Genomic DNA, 21,820 nt, shown 5'->3' on the forward strand with positions numbered 1-21,820 from the left:
AACCCCTATGCGCCCACAGCGCTGGGCCGGGGCGAGCGCGCACTGGAACGCCGTGGGGCCGCGACGACACCGTTGTCGATCATGCTTTCGGCGGTGTCAAGCACGGTTTCCCGCACCGGGCGCATAGTCCACCCGAGCTCCCGGCGAGCCTTTTCGGCGCTGAGTCGTTCCGGTCGCCCCAGCGTCGGCACCGTAAGCCGAATGCTCTTGTCGAACAGCGCCATCGCCCGCACCAGTAGATCGGGAACACTTCGGGTAGGCACTCGGAAGCCACGCGGCCCGAATTCCTCGGCAAGGATCGCGGCCATCTCCGCCATCCAAACATGTTCGCCCGCACAGATATACCTGCCCGCCGCCTGCGGCACCTCCATCGCGAGCCGGTGCGCCACAGCGAGATCGCGCACGTCGACTACCGACCAGCCCACCCGCGGTGAGCCGGGCACGTCGCGCCCGAGCAGCCGCCGCACCGGTATGTGCGATGTGCTCGATGCGGTGGATTGTAGCGGCCCGAGAATCATTCCCGGATTGATCACGACCAGCTCCAGCCCACGCTCCTCCGGCAGCCCACCGACGAATTCCCAGGCGGCGCGCTCGGCGAGCGTCTTGCTCTTCTGATAGGACGCGCTGCGTTCGACCACCGACCAGTCCGCCTCGGTGCGCACCACCTCCGGGTCGTCGTGGCCATACGCGACCGCCGCGGTCGAGGAGGTCAGCACCACCCGTCGCACCGTGGCGGCATCCGCGCACGCGCGCAATAACCGCAGGGTCCCGTTTACGGCGGTGGCGATCAATTGCTGTTCATCCTCCGGCGGGGCGGATGGGAACGGCGACGCGACGTGCATGACGTAATCGCAGCCCGAAACCGCTGCCGCCCAGCCGGAGTCGTCGTCGAGATCGGCCTCGACGAAACTCAGCTCGCCGCCGGACCGATCGGCCAGGCCGACCAAGTGCGCCCACTTATCCTTATTGTCGAGATTCCGGACCGTCGCACGCACCGCGTAGCCGTGCTCCAACAGTTCGGCGATGCAGTGTCCGGCGACGAAACCTGTTGCGCCGGTGACGAGTACCTGTGTGCCCATGTGTTTACCTGCCTCGAAGACGCGAGTGCGGCCGACCGATCTGAGCGCCGCTCAGATAATCTAAGCATCGTATAGATAGATTGTCCAGGACTCGTCGCATAGGCTCCGATCGTGACGCGGACGAGTTACCACCACGGCGCGCTGCGCGACACACTGCTGGCCGCCAGCCTCAGGCTTATCGAAACCGAGGGCATCGGCGCGGTGAGCCTGCGCCGCGTGGCCCGCGAGGCGGGAGTGAGCACCGGCGCTCCCTACCACCACTTCGCCGATCGATCGGCACTGCTCGCCGCGCTGTCCACCCAAGGCTTCGAACTGCTCGGCAGCGAGGTGGCAGCCGCACGCGACGCCGCGGAGACTCCACTACAAGCATTGACCGCACTGGCCGAGGCCTACGTGCGCTTCTCCCGTGAACATCCCGGCCACTTCCGGCTGATGTTTCGCCCGGAGCTCTCGCAGCCGGACAAGCATCCCGAGGCAGAGGCCGCAGGTGACGCCGCGTTCGGCGTGCTGTCGGACTGCATTGCCGACTGCGTCGCGGCGGGCTTGCTGCCCGCCGATAAAGCCGACATCATCGCTGTCGCCTGGTGGGGTCTCGCGCACGGTCTCGCCTCGTTGTGGCTCGACGGACAACTCGACAAGCGCAGCGTCCAGCTCGGCACCGTGGCTCCTACGCTGGTCGACGACATCATGCGTACATTCGCCACGCTCATCACGCCGGGCGCGTAACACCGCAACATCACACGTCCTAGGTCCACACTGACCTAGAGTGGGTGCCGAATATTTGCTGTTTCACTCAACATCACCCACCTGATCGAGAGGAAACCCGAATGACCGCACAGCAACTCAATCCAGTGGTTCAGGAATTCGTGGACGCGCTCAATGCCAACGACCAGGATCGGCTCTCCGCGATACTGACCGATGACGCGTCGATGTCCGACGACGGCGTCGAACGCAACCTCACGCAGTGGACCGACTCCGAGGTCTTCAGCAGCAACGGGCGACTCGACGTCGAAACCATCGGCGACCACGGCACCGAACTTGTGGCCAACTACACCAACTCGCGCTGGGGATCGATGCTCACCACGTGGCGCTTCACCGTCCGCGACGGGAAGGTCAGCCGATTCGAGACCGGGCAGGCTTGAAACCTCTTGCTGTCCCTGACCCCCTTGCGGTCACAGTCCCGATCTTGACAGGCTGACCCTCGTGTTCGTCGCGCCCCGCTACGGTACGGGCTCCCTCGCAGATTTGTTCCCCTCACTCCTCGCCGGACTCGGGGTGCCCGGCGAGGTCGACCGGCTCGGCCTCGGCTGCACCGCCGATCGGATCTGCGTGCTGCTGGTTGACGGCCTCGGCGCCGAGGCATTGGCGGCGAACACCGAAGTGGCGCCGTTCCTGTCGAGCCTGATGCCCGCCGAGCTGACAGCGGGCTTTCCGAGTACCACCGCGACCAGCCTGAGTTCGCTCGGCGTCGGCGTGCCGCCCGGTGAGCACGGGATCGTCGGATATCTGATCAACGTTCCCGGCTACGACCGGTTGCTGAACGCGCTGCGCTGGAGCCTGCACGGCGAGGGACCGAAGACCGACCTGCTGCGCGAGCTCGTACCCGAGCAATTCCAGCCCACCGCGACAGTTTTCGAGCGCGCCGCAGCCGACGGTATCGTCGTCACGCAGGTGGCCCCCAATTATCAAGCAGGATCCGGACTCACCCGGGCGGTACTGCGCGGCTGCGAGTTTCGTCCGAACGTCTCCACCGGCGACCTCGTCGCGGGCGTCGCCGAAGCCCTGCGCGCGGACGACCGCTCGCTGGTGTATGCCTACCACGGCGACCTCGACACCACCGGTCACCTCCGCGGACCTGCCTCCGACGCTTGGCTTTTGGAGTTGGCGCACGTGGACCGACTCGCCGCCACCATCGCCGAGCACCTGCCGCCGGACGGCGCGCTGATCGTCACCGCCGACCACGGCATGGTCGAACTCGACGCCCGGATAGATTTCGACACCACCCCCACGCTGCAAAACGCGGTAGCCCGTCTCGGCGGCGAGCCACGCGCCCGCCACGTCTACACCACCGAGGGCGCGGCCACCGACGTCGCGTCGACTTGGCGAGAAGTTCTCGGCCCCGACTTCCATGTCCTGCCGCGCGCCGAAGTCATCACCCGCGGCTGGTTCGGCCCCACCGTCTGCCCGCACATCGCCGATCGCATCGGCGACCTCGTCGTCGTCGCGGCAGGCTCGCGCGGCGTCATCCGCACCGGCGCGGAGCCACTGCAATCCATGCTCATCGGCCATCACGGATCGCTCACACCCGCGGAAATGAACGTGCCGCTGCGCGTGCACCGCCCCTGACCGGAACTCACGAGGGCACCATAGCGAACGACAGCCTGATTGGCTCTACGCTGGGAACGATCGCTGCGGGCCATACCGCGCGACCAGCTGCCAGGAGGAACAGATGAATGCCACGATGTCACGAACCGGCCGGACCGGCCTCGGGGTCGCGGCGGTCGCGCTACTACTGGCGGGATGCAGTGACGTCGAGCGAGTGCTCAATCGCGGTGGTGACACCCCGTGCAGCGACTACGTCAAGCAGGACCAGGACACCAAGCGGGTGACGATCACCAAGTTCGTCAAGGAGCAGACCAAGAACGACCACGAGCCGGCGGGCACCACCGTAGACGCCACGATCATCTCCGTGGATCTGCTGTGCGGCAGCCAGCGCAACGCGCAAACGCCGATCAAGAACGCCGACGTGGCAGGCATTTTCGTTACGAAATGAGCCCTTGTACACCAGCGCTGCGCCTGTCCGATGGACGGGCGCAGCGCTGATTCGGTAGGACCCGCTCAGCCATCGGCCAACGGAATGAAAGCGTCCGCCGCCGCGCCCGACGAGCCGAGGCTGAGCCCGACCACCACGGTCAGGCTCAGCCCGAATACCTTGCCGCCCTTGATATTCCTCCGCGTGCTTCCGATCACCCGCTCACTCCGGCCACACCGGGCACGAAGTTCAGACCGAGGGTCGAGCTCAGCGACGCCGATTGCACCTGGCAGCCGACGATGTAGCCGACGGTCAGCCCCGAGGATCCGTGCGTCGAAGAATCATTGCTGCCCGGGAAGTTTCGGGCACCGTTGTTCGGACCGACCCCTACCGGGGTCGGTCGCTACGAGCAAAAGAGACCGCATGGTATGCCGCGATGTGGCGGCACGCTTGATAAAGTGTCGTCGTATAGCGGCACGTTAGATGACGGCATTGCAGCGATGTTTGTTCGATCTGCCTACTCATCGGAAATCTGTGGTGTAGGCGATGCGAGTGGTACTGACAACGTCCAAAACCTGTCCTCCGGAATGGAATTCGTTGGCGGCCTCGACCCCGAATTTCGAGGTGTCTACCCAGTGGTTGGAGACCATGGCTCCCCTGCTGCCCGGCGAGCCGCGGTGGCTGGTCGCCCACGCAGGTGGTCAGGCGCAAGTCGGGCTGCATACCCGGTTTCTGAAAACCCCTCCCGAAGAGTCGCGTTACGACATCGCTGCCGTCCTTCGTGGCGAGATCCCGTCGCCTGAGTCGCGCCCCGTACTTCTGTCAAGGCGCCTGCTATCGAGTCGCTGTATCCAGCTGTGTTGGCAGTACTTCCCGGCTACACCTGCGTACCCGCAGGGCCTGGTGCGACCGACCCGATTCTGCTGGCCGAAACCCTGCGGGCAAATTACACGTGGGCCGGGAAACAAGGGGCTCGGTCGGTGACGTTTCTTTATGTTCCTGAGCGAGAAAAGATACCGCACCGTGCCTTGGAAGACTTTGGCGCGCGGCCAGTTCAGCTGCGATACCCGACCTGCGTGATGCCGATAAGTTTCGGCAGCATCGACGAGTATCTGATGCAGCTGACTGGAAAGCGGCGCACCGGTCTGCGTCGACTGTTGCGCTGGATCGACGAGAACGGAATGAAGCTAGACGAGGAGGACCTGAGCGACGTTCGGGAGGAAGTGCTGGAGTTGCGCATGGGTTTGCTGCGCAAATACCACCACTCGGCCGACGACAAGGTCGTCCAGCTGGCGACCCTGGACCGTATTTTCCGCAATTACCCACCTGAGGACCGGGTACTGCTTACAGTCCGACAGCGGAACCAGATGGTTGGATTCACACTGGCGCTGCGCCATGGTGACGTGCTGCGTGGACTCTGGTGTGGGCAGCGGCCCGCGGCACGCGGAGCCTATTTCCTGCTGATGTTCTACGGTCGGGTTGAAGCCGCGCTGCGGCGCGGGCTGACCAGCATCAACTATGGCACCCTGCAATGGCAGGAGAAAACCTCCTTCGGCTGCAGGCTGGAGCAGTTGGCAGGCCACACGTGGTCGCTCTGATCCGTGTCGGCAATAGCCGACTATTCCTTGCCGGTCAGGCGATATCACTGCTCGGCGATGGGCTGGCCGTTCTGGCGATTCCACTGCTGGTGCTGCAACTAACTCACAATGCGCCGGCGGCGGCGCTGGCCTCCGTGCCGCGCGCGGTCGGCTACCTGGTAGTTGGACTGCCCGCAGGCCCGTTGATCGACCGTGTCGATCCCTGGCAGGTTCTCATTGCCGCCGACGTTGTGCGGGTGGCGATCTTCGCCGCCTTGTTCGGACTGTCGCTCAACGCGACCGACTGGGTCGGCGTCATCCTCGCGCTTGCGTTTCTGGCGGGCATTGCCGGAGTGTTCTTCGAGACCGCGCTTGCGGTTGCGGTGCGCGATCTCTATCGAGATCGAGAACTTGTGCGCGCCAACTCGTTTCTCGAAACCGCGAGTCAAACATCGATTCTGCTCGGACCGATGGCTGTCGGATTGCTCGCTGTCGCCGCCGGATTGAGCGCTGCGCTGCTAGTGAACGCTGCCACCTTCGTAGTGTCACTTGTGACGCTGCGAGGGACCTACCGCCGTGCGACCCGGGTTTCCGACCCCTGCGGGTCGGCACCTTGGCGTCAGTTCGGGGCCGAATTCCGTGATGGCCTCCATTACCTCGCCACCAGCTCGATCCTGGCGTCGCTCGCGGTCTTATCCGTCGTCGCGAACCTCTGTCTCGGAGCCGCGACGCTGCTCGTGTTTTTCGCAAGCGACTACCTGAACGCGGCGCCGGTTCCGTTGTGCGTCGTGGCGACGTCGATCACCGGCATCGCGCTGGCCCGGGCGGGCCTAGCGGCCAACGTCTGGTGGCTTGCGGTTGGCAATGTCGTGTTGGTTTGGTCCGACGTACTGGCCAGCATTGTGGTCCGGACGCTGCGTCAGCAGATAGTGCCGCGCAAGCTCCTCGGACGGGTCACCAGCGCGGTGCGGTGGGTTGTGTTAGCGGCGACCCCGCTCGGGGCGGTCCTCGCGGGCCTACTGACTCAACTCGCCGACAACGATCCCCGGCCCGCTTTCCTGGTCGGTGCGGCATTTCTCGCGCTGTCCACCCCGTTCATCAGGACTATCGGGCTGCGCAACCACCGAAACACCCCACTGGTTCACCAAGGCGACAAGTTGGTATCAGGATGAAGATATATAGCGGTGAGCGACTTGCCGAGCTGGCCCGCCGACACGGACTGCCCGACGACTATCTTCGCGACCTACGCGTTGTGTCCTCGGTGCTGCCGTTCCGGGTGAACGACTATGTCGCGCAGGAGCTGATCGACTGGTCGGCAGCACCTGACGACCCGATATTCCGTCTCACGTTTCCGCACCGGGACATGCTGCCGCCCGAGCTGTTTGCCGGCATCGCCGAACTGCACGACGCGGGTTCGTCCCGCGATGAGCTGAGCAAGGCGGCCGCGGAGGTCCGCCACAGGCTCAATCCGCATCCCGGCGGTCAGATCGACGCCAACATACCGATGTTGGATGGGCAGCCAGTACTCGGTCTGCAACACAAATACCGAGAGACGGTGTTGGTGTTTCCCTCGCAAGGACAGACCTGTCATTCCTACTGTGGCTATTGCTTCCGCTGGGCCCAGTTCGTCAGCACCGAAACCCGTCAAGCTCTCTCGGCACCCGACACAATGGTTGCCTATCTGCGGCAGCATCCAGAGGTCACCGATGTGCTGTTCACCGGCGGCGACCCGATGATCATGAGGACGGCGGTGCTTCGTCGGTGGGTTGATCCGCTGCTCGCGCCTGGCCTGGAACACATCCGGACGCTGCGGTTCGGAACAAAGGCGCTGTCCTACTGGCCCGCCCGGTTCACCGACGATGCGGATGCGGACGACCTACTGCGTCTACTCGAGCAATGTGTCGCAACTGGTCGCCACGTCGCGGTGATGGCGCACTTCTCGCATGAACGGGAGCTGCAGACCGCTACCGTTCGGCGGGCAATCGCAAGGGTCAGGGCCACCGGCGCGGTGATCCGGGCGCAGGCGCCGCTGATCGCGCATGTCAATGACACAGCCGAAGCTTGGGCAGACATGTGGCAGCAACTGGTCGAATCCGGAGTTGTCCCCTATTACATGTTCGTCGAGCGGGACACCGGTGCACGCAACTACTTCGAGGTTCCGCTGACGAAGGCATTGGACATCTATACCGAGGCCATCAAGAAGGTGTCCGGAGTGGCCAGGACCGCCCGCGGTCCGGTGATGTCCACCCGAATCGGCAAGATCCTGATCGACGGTGCTCCCACCATTATGGGCATGAAAGTATTCGCCCTGCGCATGTTGCAATCCAGGGATCCGAACCAGGTCGGAGAACAATTCTTCGCCCGCTACGACCCGGCCGCACACTGGCTCGACGACCTGGAACCTGTGCTGGGCACCGCGGTTCCTGGTTCTGCGTCGAACACCCCGACGGTTGTGTCCAACATTCAACGTATTGATGCGCAACCTGACCTGACCATTCGCTGATCGGGTCAGCTTTCGGTCTCGTTCAGTTTCGAGTTCCGGTAGCCGAAGCCCCAGTACAGCGTGAGGCCGAGCAGCAGCCAGACGATGAAGCGCACCCAGGTGATCACATCGAGGTGGCTGATCAGCCAGATCGAGAAGCCGATGCCGATCAGTGGCACCACCGGCACCCACGGGGTACGGAAGGCGCGATCGGCGTCCGGACGGGTCTTGCGCAACCGGATCACCCCGAGCGCAACCACGATGAACGCCATCAGAATTCCGACATTGGTGAGTTCGGCAGCTTCGCGAATGGGCAGGAAGCCCGCGATGATGGCGGAGACGATGCCGACCGGCCAGATGACCCGGGTGGGCACCTTGCGGCGCTCGCTGCTCTTGCCGAAGTAGGACGGCAGCAGGCCGTCGCGGCTCATCGCGAAGCCGACGCGGGTGACGGCGAGCATATTCGCGAAGGCCGAGGTGGTGACGCCGACGACGGCTCCGACCGCGATGACCAGGCCGAGGATGCCCATGCCGACGGTGTCGAACGCGCTGGAAAACGGCGAAGCGACGTTGATCTCGGTGTAGTTGACCATGCCGACGATGACGAGGCACACCAGCAGGTAGACCACCGAGGCGATACCGAGGCTGATCAGGATCGCCTTGGGCAGCAGCTTCTTACCGTCCTTGGATTCCTCGGCGGCCGCGCTCATCGCGTCGTAGCCGTAGACCGCGAAGAAGGCCAGTGCCGCACCGGACACCGCGCTGCCGACACCGAACGGGAAGAACGGCGAGTAATTGCCCGACTTGATATGGAAAGCGCCCGCGACAATCACCACCGCGACGATCACCATCTTCAGCGCGACAAGTCCGGTTTGCACGCGTGCGGATTCTTGGGTGCCGCGCGAGAGCAGGTAGGCGAGCAGCAAACAGAGCACCACCGCGAACAAGTCGACCCGGTGGCCGTCGCCGGTGCCCGGCGCACCGAGTGCCCAGGTGGGCAGGTCGAATCCGATGTAATGGGTGATGTAGTTCAGGTATCCGGACACCGCGATCGCGACGACGGAAACAATGGCGGTGTATTCGAGCAGCAGATCCCACCCGATCATGAAGCCGATGATCTCGCCGAGCGCGACATAGGAATAGGTGTAGGCCGAACCCGCTTTCGGGACCATGCCCGCGAATTCGGCGTAGCACAGACCGGCCGCACCGGAGGCGATGATGGCGATCGCGAACGAAACCAGGACCGCGGGACCTGACACCTCATGGGCCACGACGCCCGCGAGGGAGAAAACGCCCGCACCGACCAACCCGCCCAGGCTCAGCGCGACCAGCTGCCACAGCCCCATGCTCCTTTTGAAGTCACCGGTGTCGGCGGTGGTCACGGGCATCCGCCGCATCACCCCGCTCATGGTCATAGGGGGACGTTGGCGCCGCGTTACGACAGACATTGTCGTGGCCTTTCAGTGGTGATCAGTGAAAACATGGGTCGATGTCGATGGGATGTGCGCGTAATCGATTGCGCTAGAAGACGAATCCCTCGGGAAATGGGTCCGCCGGGTCGAGTAGGTAGTTCGCCGTGCCGGTCAGCCAGGCGCGACCGGTGATCGTTGGCACGATCGCGGGGTAGTCGCCGACCGTGGTGGTTTCGATCGCACGCGCGTAGAAGGTGGTATCGATGAACGAATCGTTGCGCAGCACTTGATCTCCGGAGAGCAGGCCGCGCGCATGCTGGCGTGCAAGCAGTGCGGAGGTGCCGGTGCCGCAGGGCGACCGATCGAACCAGCCCGGGTGGATGGCCATCGCGTTACGCGTATGCGCAGGCTCGGAAGCGGGATCGAGGAACAGCACATGCTTGCAGCCGGAGATCCGCTCGTCCTCGAGATGCACCGGGCGACAAGATTCGTTGATGGCCTGCATGATTCGCAGTCCGGCATCGAGGATCCGGTCCTTGTGCGCGCGATCGAACGGCAGACCGAGCTCAGCGGGGTCGACGATGGCGTAGAAGTTACCGCCGTAGGCCATGTCGTAGCGCACCGTGCCGAGCCCTGGGACATCGACATCGTTGTCGAGGTTGTCGCAATAGGAAGGCACATTGCGCAGCGTTACCGAATCCGCGTGCCCCGCACTGACAGCCACCGTGGCGACGACACGCCCGGCCGGAGTGTCGAGCCGAATCTCGGTCACCGGCTCGGTGACCGGAACCATGCCCGCCTCGACGAGTGCGGTCGCGACACCGATGGTGCCGTGCCCGCACATCGGCAGCAGCCCACTGACTTCGATGAACAGCACGCCGTAGTGCCCGTCCTCGGTGGTGGCGGGTTGCAGAATCGCGCCACTCATCGACGCATGCCCGCGCGGCTCGTTGACAAGTAGCTTGCGTAGTCCGTCGAGATGCTCGACGAAATGTGTGCGCCGCTGCGCCATCGTGTCGCCCGGAATCGTGCCGACCCCGCCCGTGATCACCCGGGTAGGCATGCCCTCGGTATGGGTGTCGATCGCGGAGATGATCGTGCTGCTGTGCATCAGGACTGTCCTTCGGTGTCGAGATCGGCAAGTTCGCGCAGGCGGATCGGGGCGGCGATGGGGCGCAGGGCGGGGGTGGCGGCGGCGAGGCCGGCGGTGGGGTATGCCCGCGCGGCACCATCTGGGAAATTTCCGCCGTACACCGCACCGGAGGCACCGACCGATAGGTCTTGGCACGACGGCGCTTCGGCTGTGCCGCAGGCGTTTTCGTGGTCGCGCAGTGCCTCGATGTTGGCCGCGCATATCCGGCCCTGGCACGGTCCGAGTCCGGCGCGGGTAGCCAGTTTCGCCGCGCGGTAACCGTCGCCCGCCACGCGTGACCACGCTGTGGTCAGTTCGCCGCATGTCGTGGACTCGCATCGGCAGATCACGGTGTCGGGTTTCGACCAGCTCAGCACGCCAGGACGGATCGGGTGGGCGGCCGCGAGCCGAACCACGAATTGCTCGGCGGTCCGGTGCCTGGCGCGCAGCGCACGATCCGAGTCGGGATCGGCTCCTGCCGCCGCCAGCCCCGCAACAGCCCCTTCGACGGCGGAGACCTGAGCTCCGCCGATCCCGGCTATTTCCCCTGCCGCCCAAACAGATTCGGCAGTCGTCTGCTGGGTTCGGTCGACCCGCACGAAGCCGTCCCCGGTCAGCTGCGCACCCGCGGCGACCGCGAGTTCGTGCTGCGGGGTGAACCCGTGCGACACCGCGACCGCATCCACGGCCATGGTGGTGTGACTGCCGGGTATCGGCGCCCAGTTCTCGTCGAGGCGGGCGACTGTTGCTTCCTGCACCCGACCATCCCCTGTCACCGCGACGATCGCACTGCTGGTGCGTAACGGAATCCGGTGTCGCACACCGGAACTGATATACCCGATCAGCTCAGCGGCCTTGCCGACGCTGTGCCGCAGCTCCCAAGGCCTTGCCGCCCAATGCCGAAGGATCCGACGGCCCGAATTGGCCTCCAGCACCGCACGAACATCGGCACCACCCTCGGCCAGCGATTGGGCGACGGGAAGCAGGAACGGTCCTGTTCCCGACAGCAACACCGATTGCCCGACCAGGACCCGCTGCGTCTTCGCGAGAGTCTGTGCGGCACCGGCGGTATAGACGCCGGGCAGATCCCAGCCGGGAAATGGACACACCCGGTCATAGGCGCCGGTCGCAAGCACCAGCGCATCGCCCTGTACCACCCGGTGGGTCCGCCGGTCACCTTCGAAGCCGATCAGCAACCGCACCGCGGGGCAGCCACCGTCGGCGTGCCGCTCGAGCTGATAAACCGCCGCCCACGACAGGTATTCGCACCGCGGATGCGCCATCAACCAACCGGCGATCCGCTCGGACGCCGAGTAGCCGTGCCCGATGGCGAGGGGCCGACGCACCCCGTAGGCAGCCGGAATACGCCGGTTGTACTGCCCACCGAGCGCCTCGTTCGAATCGATCAGCGTCACCGTCGCGCCATGGCGCAGCGCCGATTCCGCTGCGGCGATACCGGCCGGACCGCCTCCGATGACCACAACATGCCTACTCATCGATCGTCTCCACGGCTCCGGTCACCCGGGTCTGGGTGGCAATCGTGTCGCCATCACGCGCCGGGCGACGGCACAGTCGAATGTCGGGCACCCCGTTGACAGTGGCGACACAGTCGAAACAGACACCGATCCCGCAGAACACGCCACGCGGCCCACCGTTCGGTGCCGTCCGCCAGTGCGAACGGTCGGCGGCCAGCAGCACAGTCGCGAGCGTCTGCCCGTGCACTCCCGACACCTCCGCACCATCGACGACGATCGTCAATGGCCGGTCCGCACGGCCGAGCGGATCGACATGCGCTGGAATCATCCTGGGGCTCACAGCAATACCCGCTCATCACTCGATGCGGGGTAGGCGAACCCGCGTTCGCCGCCACAATTTTCGGCGCACAGCCGACCGGCCCTCATCGGCCGCTCGGCACGGCCATCCGGCCGAATCAGGTTGGGCTTCACGGGGACACCTTCTCCGTAGTCGGTTCGATCGGGCGTGCGCGGAGAACGGCTGGTCGGTCGACGGTGAAGGCCGCGATATCGACTTCGTCTTCGCGATCGGCGAGGGCGGAGGCGATTAATCGGGCGGTGCCGACCGAGAGGCCGATGCCCGCGCCCTCGTGGCCGGTTGCGTGCCAGAGGCCAGGTAGCCGGGGGTCGGGGCCGATGACCGGGAGGTGATCTTCGACGTAGGGGCGGAAGCCGCCGTAGGCGCGCATGATCGCGACGTCGGCGAGTACCGGGTACAGGCGTAGCGCCTTGCGGGCGATGGCGGCCAGGCTGTCCGGGCGCAGTCGGTTGTCGAAGCCGCATTGGCGGCGTGACGAGCCGAGCAGCAGTGGGCCGCCGCGTGTTGACTCGACCACGGCGGAGGATTGCAGTGCAGCGTCCGCGCTACCGACTGCGCCTACATAGTCCGCGTCGTAGACCTTGTGAAAAACGGTGGGCGGCATGGGTGCGGTGATCAGGACGTCGCCGCGTCGCGGTTTGACCGCGATCGGTGCGCCGAGCAGCTCGGATACCGGTCCCGACCATGGACCCGCCGCGTTGATCACGACATCGGCGTGGCGCGGTCCCCTGTTGGTCTGCACGCCGATCAAGCGGCCCGCACCGACGATGGGTCCGGTGACAGCGCAACGTGTTTCGATAACAGCTCCGGCCGCGACGGCGGACCCGATCAGGGCCGCCGCCGCGCCGACGGGTTGGACCTGTGCGTCGTCGGGGTAATAGACGCTCGCGGTCACATCCCGGGTCAACGCGGGCTCGGCTCCGGCAAGCAGGTCCGCGTCGAGGTCTTCGCAACGCACCCCGGCGGCGCGTTGGCCGCGGGCGAACTCGTCCAGCGCGGTGGCTCCGGCCTCGGTGGTGGCGACAACGATGCCGCCCTTGGGTTCCCATTCCGCCGCCGCGACATCCTCGGGCAGTCGCTCGGCGATGCGCTGCAAGATGTCGGGCCACAGTCCGCGCGAGAATTGCGCGAGCTGCAGTTCGGGCCCCGGTCCTTTATCCGAGACGAGTATGTTGCCCTCGCCGTGCGCGGTGGTTCCAGAGGCGAACCCGCCCGCCTCGCAAACCCGCACCGAAGCACCCTCGAGGGTGAGCCGGTCCGCGAGCGCGCAGCCGATCATGCCGCCACCGATGATCAGCACGTCTGTCCCTACGAGAGACGCCGCACCGGACGAGTCGAGAGTCATTGCGCGCGTGCCCCGTTCACCGAACGCGGAACGCCGAGCGGGTTCTCGGTGCGCAACTGCGCCGGCAGCAATTCCTCGGGCACCGACTGGAACGCCACCGGACGCAGGAACCGTGTGATGGCCGCGGTCCCCACCGAGGTCGTCGCCGGTGCGGTGGTGGCGGGGTAGGGGCCGCCGTGCTGTTGGGCGTAGGTCACCGAAAGCCCTGTGGGCCACGAGTTCCAGAGCACCCGCCCTGCTGCCCCCGCCGCGGCGGCGAGTAGTGCGCGGGTGGTGTCGTCGGCATGATCGCCGAAAACGGACACAGTCAGCTCACCGCGCACCGACCGGGCCAACTCCAGCAGCTCGGTGGTGTCCCGATAGGTCACCAATAGCGTTGCCGGGCCGAAAATCTCGTGCATCAGCGCATCACGATCGGCGAGCACGGTCCGCGCGGTAGTGACCATCAGCAGCGCCTCCCCCGGTCCACCACCCATCAACACAGTTACCTCCGGATGCCCGCGCACGTGCTCGACGGCCATGGCGAACCCCGCCGCAATCGACTCATTGAGCATCTCGCCTGTCGGTACCGGCGCAGTCCCAGCCAGCTCGGCCAGCACCGGTGACCCCTCGGGCACCGCTACCAACCCGGGCTTGGTGCACAGTTGCCCAGCACTCGAACTCACCGCGGTCAGCAGCCCTGCAGCGATCTCCTCGGCCCGCGACTGCGCCGCCTCCGCCGTCACGAACACCGGATTGACAGATCCCAACTCGCCGTAGAAGGGAATCGGCACCGGCCGCCCGCACGCCAGGTCATACAGTGCCCGACCACCCGCGGTCGAGCCGGTGAATGCCACAGCGGTGACGGCGGGATGGGTGAGGGCCCGCACTCCGGCATCACGCCCGAAGATCAGACCGAAGGTCTCACTAGGCGCACCACATTCGACGAACGCCTCGTCGACAAGCCTGCCGACCGCACGCGAAAGCGCGGGATGCCCAGGATTGCCCTTGACGATCACCGGGCACCCCGCGGCAAGCGCGGAGGCGGTGTCACCGCCCGCAACCGAAAACGCGAACGGGAAATTGCTCGCCGCGAAATTGAGAACCGGACCGAGCGGAACATTCATTCGGCGCAGATCCGGTCGCGGTGCCCCCATCGGCCACTGCGCATCCGCACCGTCGATGCGCACATCGAGAAAGCCGCCGTCGAGCACCTGCTGCGCGAACAGCCGCAACTGGAAACTGGTGCGCTTCAGCTCGCCGACCAGCCGCGTCTCTGGCAACCGCGTCTCGCACATGGCCAGCGGAATCAACTCCGCGGCATGTGCGTCGAGTCGATCGGCGATGCCACCGAGCACCCGGGCTCGGTCGGCCGATTCCATCACCGCCCACGGTCCCGAGGCCGCAGCGGCGGCCTCGACGACGGCATCGACCTCGTCCGCCCTTGTATCGGCGACGGATTCGACCATGAAGGTCATCGCGTTCTCACTTCCCGTATGCGCATGCGGATTTCGGTTACCGGTAGCCCTTGGCGAGCACGTCGCGGGTGGCGGCGGTGATCTTCGCGGCCAGTTCGGGCGCCAGCGGAACCCGCGGCGGGCGGCACGCACCGCCGGGACGTCCTGCCAGGTCCATCGACAGCTTGATCGCGTGCACGAACTCGGTCTTCGAATCCCAGCGCAGCAGCTTGTGCAGGTCGCGATACAGCGGAAGCGCCTTGTCCAGGTCCCGGTTCAGCGACGCGTTGTACAGCTGCACCGTCGCCTGCGGAATCGCGTTCGGGTACCCCGCCACCCAGCCGACCGCGCCCGCGATGCCGAGCTCCAGGACCACATCGTCGGAGCCGATGAGCACATCGAGTTCCGGCGCGAGCTCCTTGATTTCGTAGAAGCGGCGCACATCGCCGGTGAACTCCTTGACCCCGACGATCAGGCCCTCGGCATGCAATTCGGCCAGGATGTCCGGGGTCAGGTCGATGCGCGTATCGATCGGATTGTTGTACGCCACGATCGGCAGCCCCACCTGCGCGACGGTGCGGTAGTGATCGAGGATCGAATCTCGACCGCCACGATAGGTGTTGGGCGGCAACAGCATTACCGCTTGCGCCCCGGCCTCGGCAGCCTGTTCGGCCCACCTGCGCGCCTGCAACGCCCCATAGGCCGCGATGCCCGGCATTACCGTGAATCCCGCGGGGGCGGCAGCGATAGCCGTGGTCACCACCCTGGCCCGCTCCTCGTCACCGAGGGTCTGATATTCGCCGAGCGAGCCGTTCGGGCTCACGCCGTGACATCCGTTGGCCGCCAGCCACGCCACGTGTTCGGCGTAGGCGTCGTAGTCGACCGAGAGGTTCTCGGTGAACGGCAAGGTCGTCGCGACCAACACCCCGTGCCATGGCTTATCGCGTGCCGACGTGGTCGTTTCGGTCATGAGATCCTCCATCTACTCGAGTCCGGGTAGAGCGCCCGGCCACCACTGCCACTCAGTGCCGTGTGACATTGCACTGAAGCTAGCGGATGTGACGGGGGTCATGCAACCACTTGCGTGAGTGCGGCCATTTCCCTATGGTGCAATGTCACACATCACAACGCACCCCGGTTTCGCGCTCCGCATCTACGCCGCCGACGAGCGGTGAGGTCTCTATGCAACGTGACATGGCATAGAATGCCGTCGAACGATCGAATCAGCTGATCATGAGCAGGGGAACGATCACGTGAGCATCGACCACTTCACCCACATGGAGAAGATCAGCCTCCGCGATAAGGTCTCGCGCGCGCTACGCGCGGCTATCATCGCCGGCGAGATGGAGCCTGGCGTGGTGTATTCGGCGCCGACCCTCGGCGCACGATTCGGTGTGTCCGCGACACCGGTGCGCGAAGCGATGCTCGATCTGGCCCGCGAAAACCTCATCTCGATCGTGCCGAACAAGGGATTCCGCGTCACCGAGGTCGCCGAAAAAGATCTCGACGACATCACCCAGATACGGCTCCTGCTCGAGCCGCGCATCGTCCGCGATGTCACGCCACTGATTCCGGTCGAGGACCTCCCCCGGCTGCGTCAACTCGCCGCCACGATCGTCGAGGGCGCCGAAAAGGGCGATCTGGTCGAATACACCGCCGCCGACCAGATCTTCCACCTGGCCCTGCTCGGCTACGCGGACAACCCGCGCCTGACCACCCTCGTCTCCGACCTGCGCGACCACACCCGCCTGTTCGGCCTTGCCTCGCTGGCCGAGAAGGGTGAGCTCGTCGACGTGGCCCGCGAACACTTCACCATCGTCGACCTCATCGAATCCAGAGATCAGGCTGCCGTCGAAGGCTTTATGCGCGACCACATCAGCCAGGCCAGGGGCCGTTGGGCCAAACCCCAGGATTGACCGATCCCCAGGCTTGTCGGCCACCGCACCTTTCAGATCCGCCTGGATCTACGGTAGGCAGGTGAACGCCTCCCTGAACCACGAACAGCAACGCGGCGCTTCGCGAGACCGGCGGCATGTGGAGCTGCGCGAGTTTCTGCGCAGCCGACGGGAACGATTGACACCGTCCGATGTCGGTTTGCCGGATCCGGGGCGGCGGCGCACACCGGGGTTGCGGCGCGAGGAGGTCGCGGTGCTCGCGGGCGTGGGGGTGTCCTGGTACACGTGGCTGGAGCAGGGCCGTGACATCAAGGTCTCCGATGACGTGCTCGACGCGGTCGCCCGCGCTTTGCTGCTCAACGACATCGAGCGCGCCCATCTGTACCGGCTGGCGGGACTCAACCCGCCGCAGGCTCAGTCGGCGCCGTCGATTCCCGCATCACCGCAGCTGCAGCGACTGCTGGAGTCCTGGGCACCCCGACCGGGCTACATCCGCGACCGGCACTGGAACTTCACCGCTGTCAACGACGCGGCCAGGCTGGTGTTCGGGTACGGCGACACCGACCACAACTGCCTGGTCTCGTTCTTCACCAATGCACGCTATCGGGTGTTGCACCAGCATTGGGCCGATACCGCGCCCGCCGTTGCCGCGGGTTTCCGCGCCGACGCCGCCCGCTATCCCGACGACCCCGAGTTCGACCGCATCGCCGATGACCTGATCCAGGTGAGTCCGGAGTTCGCCGAGCTGTGGGCGCGCCACGACGCCGCAGACCATTCCAGCGCGGTGAAGGCCGTCGACCACCCCGAGGCCGGGCTGCTGGTCTTCGAAGCCACCCTCTTCGCATTGCCCGAGCACCCCGGACAGCATCTGATCCTGCACAACCCGCGCCCCGACACCGATACGGCCGAGCGACTGGAGCGGCTGATGCGGTCGCAGCCTGGTGGTGCCACACCCACCATCAACTGACACTGCCTATCCGCGCGCCGAGCACGCAAGATCATTGTCATGAACAACAACGCGCAGATGAAGGCAGTCAACATCCCCGAATTCGGCCCGGCCGAGGTGCTGCGACTGGACACCGTGGCGATCCCTGAGCCCGGCCCCGGCCAGGTAGCCATCGACGTGGCGTACGCCGGAGCGAACTTCGCCGAGGTCCTCTACCGTCAGGGCGTTGTCGACGTACCGTTGCCGTTCGTACCCGGCATCGAGGTATCCGGCCGGATTCGCGCCCTCGGCGCCGACGTCACCGGATTCGCGATCGGCCAGCCCGTCGCCGCGCTGACCATCGTCGAAAGTGGCGGCTATGCCGAAGTAGTCGTCACCTCCGCCGATCTGGTCGCCCCGCTCGACGAACACGACCTGAGCCTGGAGTTCGCCGCTGCGCTACCGTCCAACAGCACCACCGCATTCTTGGTGCTCGACCGCGTCGCCCGCATCGAACCCGGCGACAGCGTGCTGGTCCACGCCGCAGCAGGCGGCGTCGGCAGCCAGCTCGGCCAAGCGGCACGCCTGCTCGGCGCGGGTCGTGTGGTCGGCACGGTCGGAAGCCCCGCAAAGATCGACACCGCCAAGGCATTCGGCTATGACGAAGTGATTCTGCGTGACCAGCTCGCCGACGCGGGCGAATTCGACATCGTGGTCGACATGGTCGGCGGCCCGACCCGCCGCGCCAGCCTGGACCGGCTCGCGCCGATGGGCCGAATGGTCGTGATGGGCAACGCTTCCGGAGCCGAAGACATCGGACTGTCAGCGAACGAACTGTGGTTCACCAACAAGACCGTCTCCGGATTCAACCTGGCCGCATTCTCCGCCGCCTACCCCGCCGAGGCCGGAATGGCGCTGCGGCGCGCGGTGACCGCTGCCGCCCGCGGCGACCTACTGGTGCGGGTAGAAACCCTGCCTCTCGAACAGGCCGGTGAGGCGCACCGGCGAATCGAATCCGGTTCCACGACAGGCAAACTCGTCCTCGAGGTTGCACCGGCCTGAGACCTCGCGGCGAGGCCCGACGGCTTCCTCGTGCTGGGCGGCGAGACGAGCGGTGGCAGAACCAAGTTCTGTGCGGTCGCGGCACTGGATGGGGAGGGTAGCGGTCAGGATGTGCGCTGGGGATCGTCGAATCTGCCGGTGGCGAGGGCGCTCTCGCGGTGGCGGGCGGGGAAGCCGGGGCCGAGGCTTGCCGAGATGTCGGGGTGGCGGAGGGGTTCGCGGCAATGGGCGCAGACTACTTCGGCGTGGGTGTCGTGGGCGCAGGTCTTATGGTGCAGGACGATCGGGGGGCCGTCGGGAGCCAGCCAGCGGTCGCCCCAGCGCATCATGGCGGCTATGACGGGGAAGAAGTCGCGGCCTTTGTCGGTGAGGTGGTATTCGTGGCGGGGTGGGCGGTCCTGGTAGCGGACGCGTTCCAAGAGGCCCTCTTCGGTGAGGCGAGTCAGGCGCTGAGTGAGGACGTTGCGACTGAGGCCGAGGACGCGTTCGAACTCCTCGAAACGCCTTGCGCCGTAAAATGCTTCACGCAGCACCAGTGGCGTCCACCAGTCGCCGATCAGATCGACGGTGCGGGCCACGGTGCACGGCCAGTCAGCGAAGGTCGTGCGTTTCATGCGCCTACGGTATCCAGACGGGCGGGCACGTATTTGTGCCACGGGGTGCCGACCCATTCGTCGCGGGAGTCGAATTCGGTCAGCTCGTTGGGGGCTACGCCGGTGGTGATGGTGGTGCCGTCGGGGTCGGTCACCGAGAGCCCGAAACCGTTCGGGAGCGACAGGTGGCCGGGGCGCATGCGGTCGGTGGGTTCGACCGGAACTTCGGTACTGCCGCGCCGGGTGGTTATGCGGACCAGGTCGCCTGCGCTCAAACCCAGGCGGTCGGCGTCGGTGGCGCTCATCCGCAGCGCGCCGCCACCATCGCGCTTACGCCAGCTCGGATCGCGGACAATGGTGTTCGCGGTGAACGCGCGGCGCTCACCCGCCGAGAGCACGAACGGCCAGTCACCGAGGTCACCGTTCGGTTCGGGCAAGGTCGCCACCACCTCCAGTAGATCGGCGAGATGGAGCCGAACCTTGTTGTCACGCAATCTACTCCACGTCACCTCGTAGTCGTCATCGGTAATGACGATGCCGTGCGCGCCGGTCAGAATGGCATCGAACAGTCGCTCTCCGGCCGCCAATCCGGTTCCGTATCCGGCGCGTTCGACACTCTGCGGGAATTTGCGAACGCAGTTGTAGGCCGCCGCCCACAGCAGGGCCGCCGCTGCGGCACCACCGGGAAGGGTCTCACCCAGTGTGCGATACAGCAGCACGGGAACAAGTTTCGACTTGCTGGGATCGGCGAGAATTCCGAGGAAGGCCATGGCGAATGCCTCCCGTCCCTGTGCGAGCGCGGCCCGCAGTGGTGCGTAGTCGTCCTCGGTGAGCACGCCCGCGGCCTCCACTAGCCGGGCGTGGATTTCCGGTTCGGGCAGTACGCCCGCGGGCGCGGACAGTACGGGATGCCGGAGGTGGAAGATGTTGCGGGGAAAATCGAAATTGAAGAATGTGGCCTCGTACTTCTCGAACTGGGTCGGCACGGGCAGCACGTAATCGGCCAGCCGCGCGGTTTCGGTCATCGCGACATCGACGACCACCACCAGTTCCAGGGATTCCAGCGCCTCCCGCATGCGCGCTGAATCCGCCAGTGAGTGTGCGGGATTGCTGCTCTCGATGAACATCGCCCGATAGCGGGCCGGGTGATCGGTGAGGATCTCCTCGGTGATCACATTGCATGGCACCAAACCGCTGATGATCGGCGCACCGGCCACCGGGCTCTTCGGCCCCTCCCCCGCCGGATGCCCCCGATCGTGGCCGAGCGCCGACAAACCGGTGAACGCGTAGTGGGTACCGGGCTTGCCGAGATTTCCGGTCAGTAACCACACCAATTTCTCGACATAGCTGACCACCGTGGAATACCGATTCATCTGCACACCGAGATCCTCGAGCGCCGCCACCGACGCCGCGCCCGCCAGCCGCCGGGTCGCCGCTGTCACCAGTTCCAGATCGACATCGGCTATGGCGCAGTACTTTTCGATCGGCACCGCCCGCAATACCGCGAGCACCTCTTCGACGCCCTCGGCGTGTTCGGCCAGCCAGTTCTCGTCGATCAGGTTGTCGCGCACCAGAATCGCCGACATCGCCGACAATAGGTACACGTCGGTCCCGGGCCGCAATTGCAGATGGAAGTCCGCGAGTTCCGCCGTTTCGGTACGCACCGGGTCCAGCACGATCATCGACCGACCGGGATCGCGGGCGATCTCTTTCAACACCGTCCGTGCGCGTGGAAACCCGTGCGATTGATAAGGATTCTTCCCGACGAAGAACGCCACTTCGGCATGCTCGACATCGGCGCGCAGCGGATGCCCGAACAGCCGCGCACCCACCCAGAAGTCGCCCGTCTTCTCCTGCGCCAGCGCACTGGACCGGTATCGCATCCCGAACGCTGCCATGGTCGCCGGGGCATATGCCCCACCCAGGTGATTGCCCTGCCCGCCGCCACCGTAGTAGAAGATCGACTCACCCCCGTACCGATGCCCGATCTCCCGCATCCGCGCGGCGATCTCGGAGATCGCTGTCTCCCAATCGATCTCCTCGAAATCGCCATCCGCGCGCCGCCGCAACGGCGCGGTCACCCGCCCCGTGCGCCCGTTCTGATAATGGTCGAGCCGCAGCGCCTTGTTGCAGGTGTACCCCGCCGACGCGGGATGCAGCTTGTCCCCCGAATCTTCTCGAAAGACCGCCCGTCATCCCCGAGCAGCACCTGTATGCCGCAGTTGCACTCACACAGGATGCACGCCGTAGGCCGCCACTCCGTCATCCGAACAGCGTAGATGAGTTAGTTCACTAGC

At 65.7% G+C, this 21,820-nt stretch carries 21 protein-coding genes and 1 pseudogene; 10 read left to right on the forward strand and 12 right to left on the reverse strand.

Annotated features, from left to right (window positions below):
* Window positions 1-5: 5 nt before the first annotated feature.
* The gene (locus tag ACLMAJ_RS18510; RefSeq protein WP_412014972.1) at window positions 6-1,079 is read right to left on the reverse strand and encodes an SDR family oxidoreductase; all 1,074 of its coding nucleotides are present in this window, start codon (window positions 1,077-1,079) and stop codon (window positions 6-8) included.
* 111 nt (window positions 1,080-1,190) lie between these two features.
* Here ACLMAJ_RS18510 and ACLMAJ_RS18515 point away from each other — a divergent pair, with 111 nt between their 5' ends.
* The 4 genes from ACLMAJ_RS18515 to ACLMAJ_RS18530 all read left to right on the forward strand — a co-directional run bounded on the left by ACLMAJ_RS18515 (window position 1,191) and on the right by ACLMAJ_RS18530 (window position 3,852).
* On the forward strand, window positions 1,191-1,805 hold the full coding sequence (locus ACLMAJ_RS18515) for a TetR/AcrR family transcriptional regulator (protein ID WP_412014973.1): 615 nt from the start codon (window positions 1,191-1,193) through the stop codon (window positions 1,803-1,805).
* A gap of 101 nt (window positions 1,806-1,906) precedes the next feature.
* Window positions 1,907-2,221 (forward strand): nuclear transport factor 2-like protein, encoded by a 315-nt coding sequence (locus ACLMAJ_RS18520; RefSeq protein ID WP_412014974.1) that lies wholly within the window; start codon window positions 1,907-1,909, stop codon window positions 2,219-2,221.
* Between the two features lie 61 nt (window positions 2,222-2,282).
* Complete coding sequence (locus tag ACLMAJ_RS18525) at window positions 2,283-3,425, forward strand: alkaline phosphatase family protein (RefSeq protein WP_412014975.1); 1,143 nt, start codon at window positions 2,283-2,285, stop codon at window positions 3,423-3,425.
* Between the two features lie 103 nt (window positions 3,426-3,528).
* Window positions 3,529-3,852 carry a hypothetical protein gene (locus ACLMAJ_RS18530; protein WP_412014976.1) on the forward strand — a complete coding sequence of 108 codons (324 nt, stop codon included), beginning with the start codon at window positions 3,529-3,531 and terminating at the stop codon, window positions 3,850-3,852.
* 65 nt (window positions 3,853-3,917) lie between these two features.
* Here ACLMAJ_RS18530 and ACLMAJ_RS18535 read toward each other — a convergent pair whose 3' ends face one another.
* Window positions 3,918-4,049, reverse strand: a complete 132-nt coding sequence (locus ACLMAJ_RS18535) for a hypothetical protein (RefSeq protein ID WP_412014977.1) — start codon at window positions 4,047-4,049, stop codon at window positions 3,918-3,920.
* A 639-nt stretch (window positions 4,050-4,688) separates the two neighbouring features.
* Between ACLMAJ_RS18535 and ACLMAJ_RS18540 the strand changes: the two genes are divergently transcribed.
* Genes ACLMAJ_RS18540 through ACLMAJ_RS18550 form a run of 3 tightly spaced genes read left to right on the forward strand, consistent with a single transcriptional unit; the run spans window position 4,689 to window position 7,911 of the window.
* Window positions 4,689-5,429, forward strand: a complete 741-nt coding sequence (locus tag ACLMAJ_RS18540; RefSeq protein ID WP_412014978.1) for a GNAT family N-acetyltransferase — start codon at window positions 4,689-4,691, stop codon at window positions 5,427-5,429.
* Complete coding sequence (locus tag ACLMAJ_RS18545) at window positions 5,417-6,580, forward strand: MFS transporter (protein WP_412014979.1); 1,164 nt, start codon at window positions 5,417-5,419, stop codon at window positions 6,578-6,580. Before ACLMAJ_RS18540 ends, ACLMAJ_RS18545 begins: the two co-directional genes overlap by 13 nt.
* Window positions 6,577-7,911 (forward strand): KamA family radical SAM protein, encoded by a 1,335-nt coding sequence (locus ACLMAJ_RS18550; protein WP_412014980.1) that lies wholly within the window; start codon window positions 6,577-6,579, stop codon window positions 7,909-7,911. Before ACLMAJ_RS18545 ends, ACLMAJ_RS18550 begins: the two co-directional genes overlap by 4 nt.
* Window positions 7,912-7,916: 5 nt before the next feature.
* Here ACLMAJ_RS18550 and ACLMAJ_RS18555 read toward each other — a convergent pair whose 3' ends face one another.
* The 8 genes from ACLMAJ_RS18555 to ACLMAJ_RS18590 all read right to left on the reverse strand — a co-directional run bounded on the left by ACLMAJ_RS18555 (window position 7,917) and on the right by ACLMAJ_RS18590 (window position 16,018).
* On the reverse strand, window positions 7,917-9,299 hold the full coding sequence (locus ACLMAJ_RS18555; RefSeq protein ID WP_412015068.1) for an amino acid permease: 1,383 nt from the start codon (window positions 9,297-9,299) through the stop codon (window positions 7,917-7,919).
* Between the two features lie 112 nt (window positions 9,300-9,411).
* A complete protein-coding gene (locus ACLMAJ_RS18560; protein WP_412014981.1) occupies window positions 9,412-10,413 on the reverse strand; it encodes a proline racemase family protein in 1,002 nt (333 codons plus the stop codon).
* Complete coding sequence (locus tag ACLMAJ_RS18565; RefSeq protein WP_412014982.1) at window positions 10,413-11,930, reverse strand: FAD-dependent oxidoreductase; 1,518 nt, start codon at window positions 11,928-11,930, stop codon at window positions 10,413-10,415. Before ACLMAJ_RS18565 ends, ACLMAJ_RS18560 begins: the two co-directional genes overlap by 1 nt.
* Window positions 11,923-12,237, reverse strand: coding sequence for a (2Fe-2S)-binding protein (locus ACLMAJ_RS18570; protein ID WP_412014983.1), 315 nt, complete (start codon window positions 12,235-12,237; stop codon window positions 11,923-11,925). The genes ACLMAJ_RS18565 and ACLMAJ_RS18570 overlap by 8 nt, the downstream gene beginning before the upstream one ends.
* An 8-nt stretch (window positions 12,238-12,245) precedes the next feature.
* Window positions 12,246-12,380: a hypothetical protein gene (locus ACLMAJ_RS18575; RefSeq protein WP_412014984.1), complete on the reverse strand. Its 135-nt coding sequence runs from the start codon at window positions 12,378-12,380 to the stop codon at window positions 12,246-12,248.
* On the reverse strand, window positions 12,377-13,612 hold the full coding sequence (locus ACLMAJ_RS18580; RefSeq protein ID WP_412014985.1) for an NAD(P)/FAD-dependent oxidoreductase: 1,236 nt from the start codon (window positions 13,610-13,612) through the stop codon (window positions 12,377-12,379). The genes ACLMAJ_RS18575 and ACLMAJ_RS18580 overlap by 4 nt, the downstream gene beginning before the upstream one ends.
* Window positions 13,609-15,069, reverse strand: a complete 1,461-nt coding sequence (locus ACLMAJ_RS18585; RefSeq protein ID WP_412014986.1) for an aldehyde dehydrogenase (NADP(+)) — start codon at window positions 15,067-15,069, stop codon at window positions 13,609-13,611. Before ACLMAJ_RS18585 ends, ACLMAJ_RS18580 begins: the two co-directional genes overlap by 4 nt.
* 37 nt (window positions 15,070-15,106) lie before the next feature.
* The gene (locus ACLMAJ_RS18590) at window positions 15,107-16,018 is read right to left on the reverse strand and encodes a dihydrodipicolinate synthase family protein (protein ID WP_412014987.1); all 912 of its coding nucleotides are present in this window, start codon (window positions 16,016-16,018) and stop codon (window positions 15,107-15,109) included.
* Window positions 16,019-16,301: 283 nt separating this feature from the next.
* Between ACLMAJ_RS18590 and ACLMAJ_RS18595 the strand changes: the two genes are divergently transcribed.
* The 3 genes from ACLMAJ_RS18595 to ACLMAJ_RS18605 all read left to right on the forward strand — a co-directional run bounded on the left by ACLMAJ_RS18595 (window position 16,302) and on the right by ACLMAJ_RS18605 (window position 18,930).
* Complete coding sequence (locus ACLMAJ_RS18595; RefSeq protein ID WP_412014988.1) at window positions 16,302-16,964, forward strand: GntR family transcriptional regulator; 663 nt, start codon at window positions 16,302-16,304, stop codon at window positions 16,962-16,964.
* A 61-nt stretch (window positions 16,965-17,025) separates the two neighbouring features.
* Entirely contained in the window at window positions 17,026-17,910 is an 885-nt protein-coding gene (locus ACLMAJ_RS18600) for a helix-turn-helix transcriptional regulator (RefSeq protein ID WP_412014989.1), read from the forward strand.
* A gap of 39 nt (window positions 17,911-17,949) precedes the next feature.
* Window positions 17,950-18,930, forward strand: a complete 981-nt coding sequence (locus ACLMAJ_RS18605) for a quinone oxidoreductase family protein (protein ID WP_412014990.1) — start codon at window positions 17,950-17,952, stop codon at window positions 18,928-18,930.
* Window positions 18,931-19,034: 104 nt separating this feature from the next.
* On the opposite strand, the gene ACLMAJ_RS18610 is transcribed toward ACLMAJ_RS18605, so the two are convergent.
* Together ACLMAJ_RS18610 and ACLMAJ_RS18615 are read right to left on the reverse strand one after the other, a co-directional pair.
* On the reverse strand, window positions 19,035-19,544 hold the full coding sequence (locus ACLMAJ_RS18610) for a winged helix-turn-helix transcriptional regulator (RefSeq protein WP_412014991.1): 510 nt from the start codon (window positions 19,542-19,544) through the stop codon (window positions 19,035-19,037).
* A pseudogene (locus ACLMAJ_RS18615) lies at window positions 19,541-21,789 on the reverse strand (molybdopterin-dependent oxidoreductase). The gene ACLMAJ_RS18610 and the pseudogene ACLMAJ_RS18615 overlap by 4 nt, the downstream one beginning before the upstream one ends.
* Between the last annotated feature and the right edge of the window lie 31 nt (window positions 21,790-21,820).

It is taken from the genome of Nocardia arseniciresistens, from assembly GCF_046764875.1.
Lineage (GTDB): Bacteria > Actinomycetota > Actinomycetes > Mycobacteriales > Mycobacteriaceae > Nocardia > Nocardia arseniciresistens.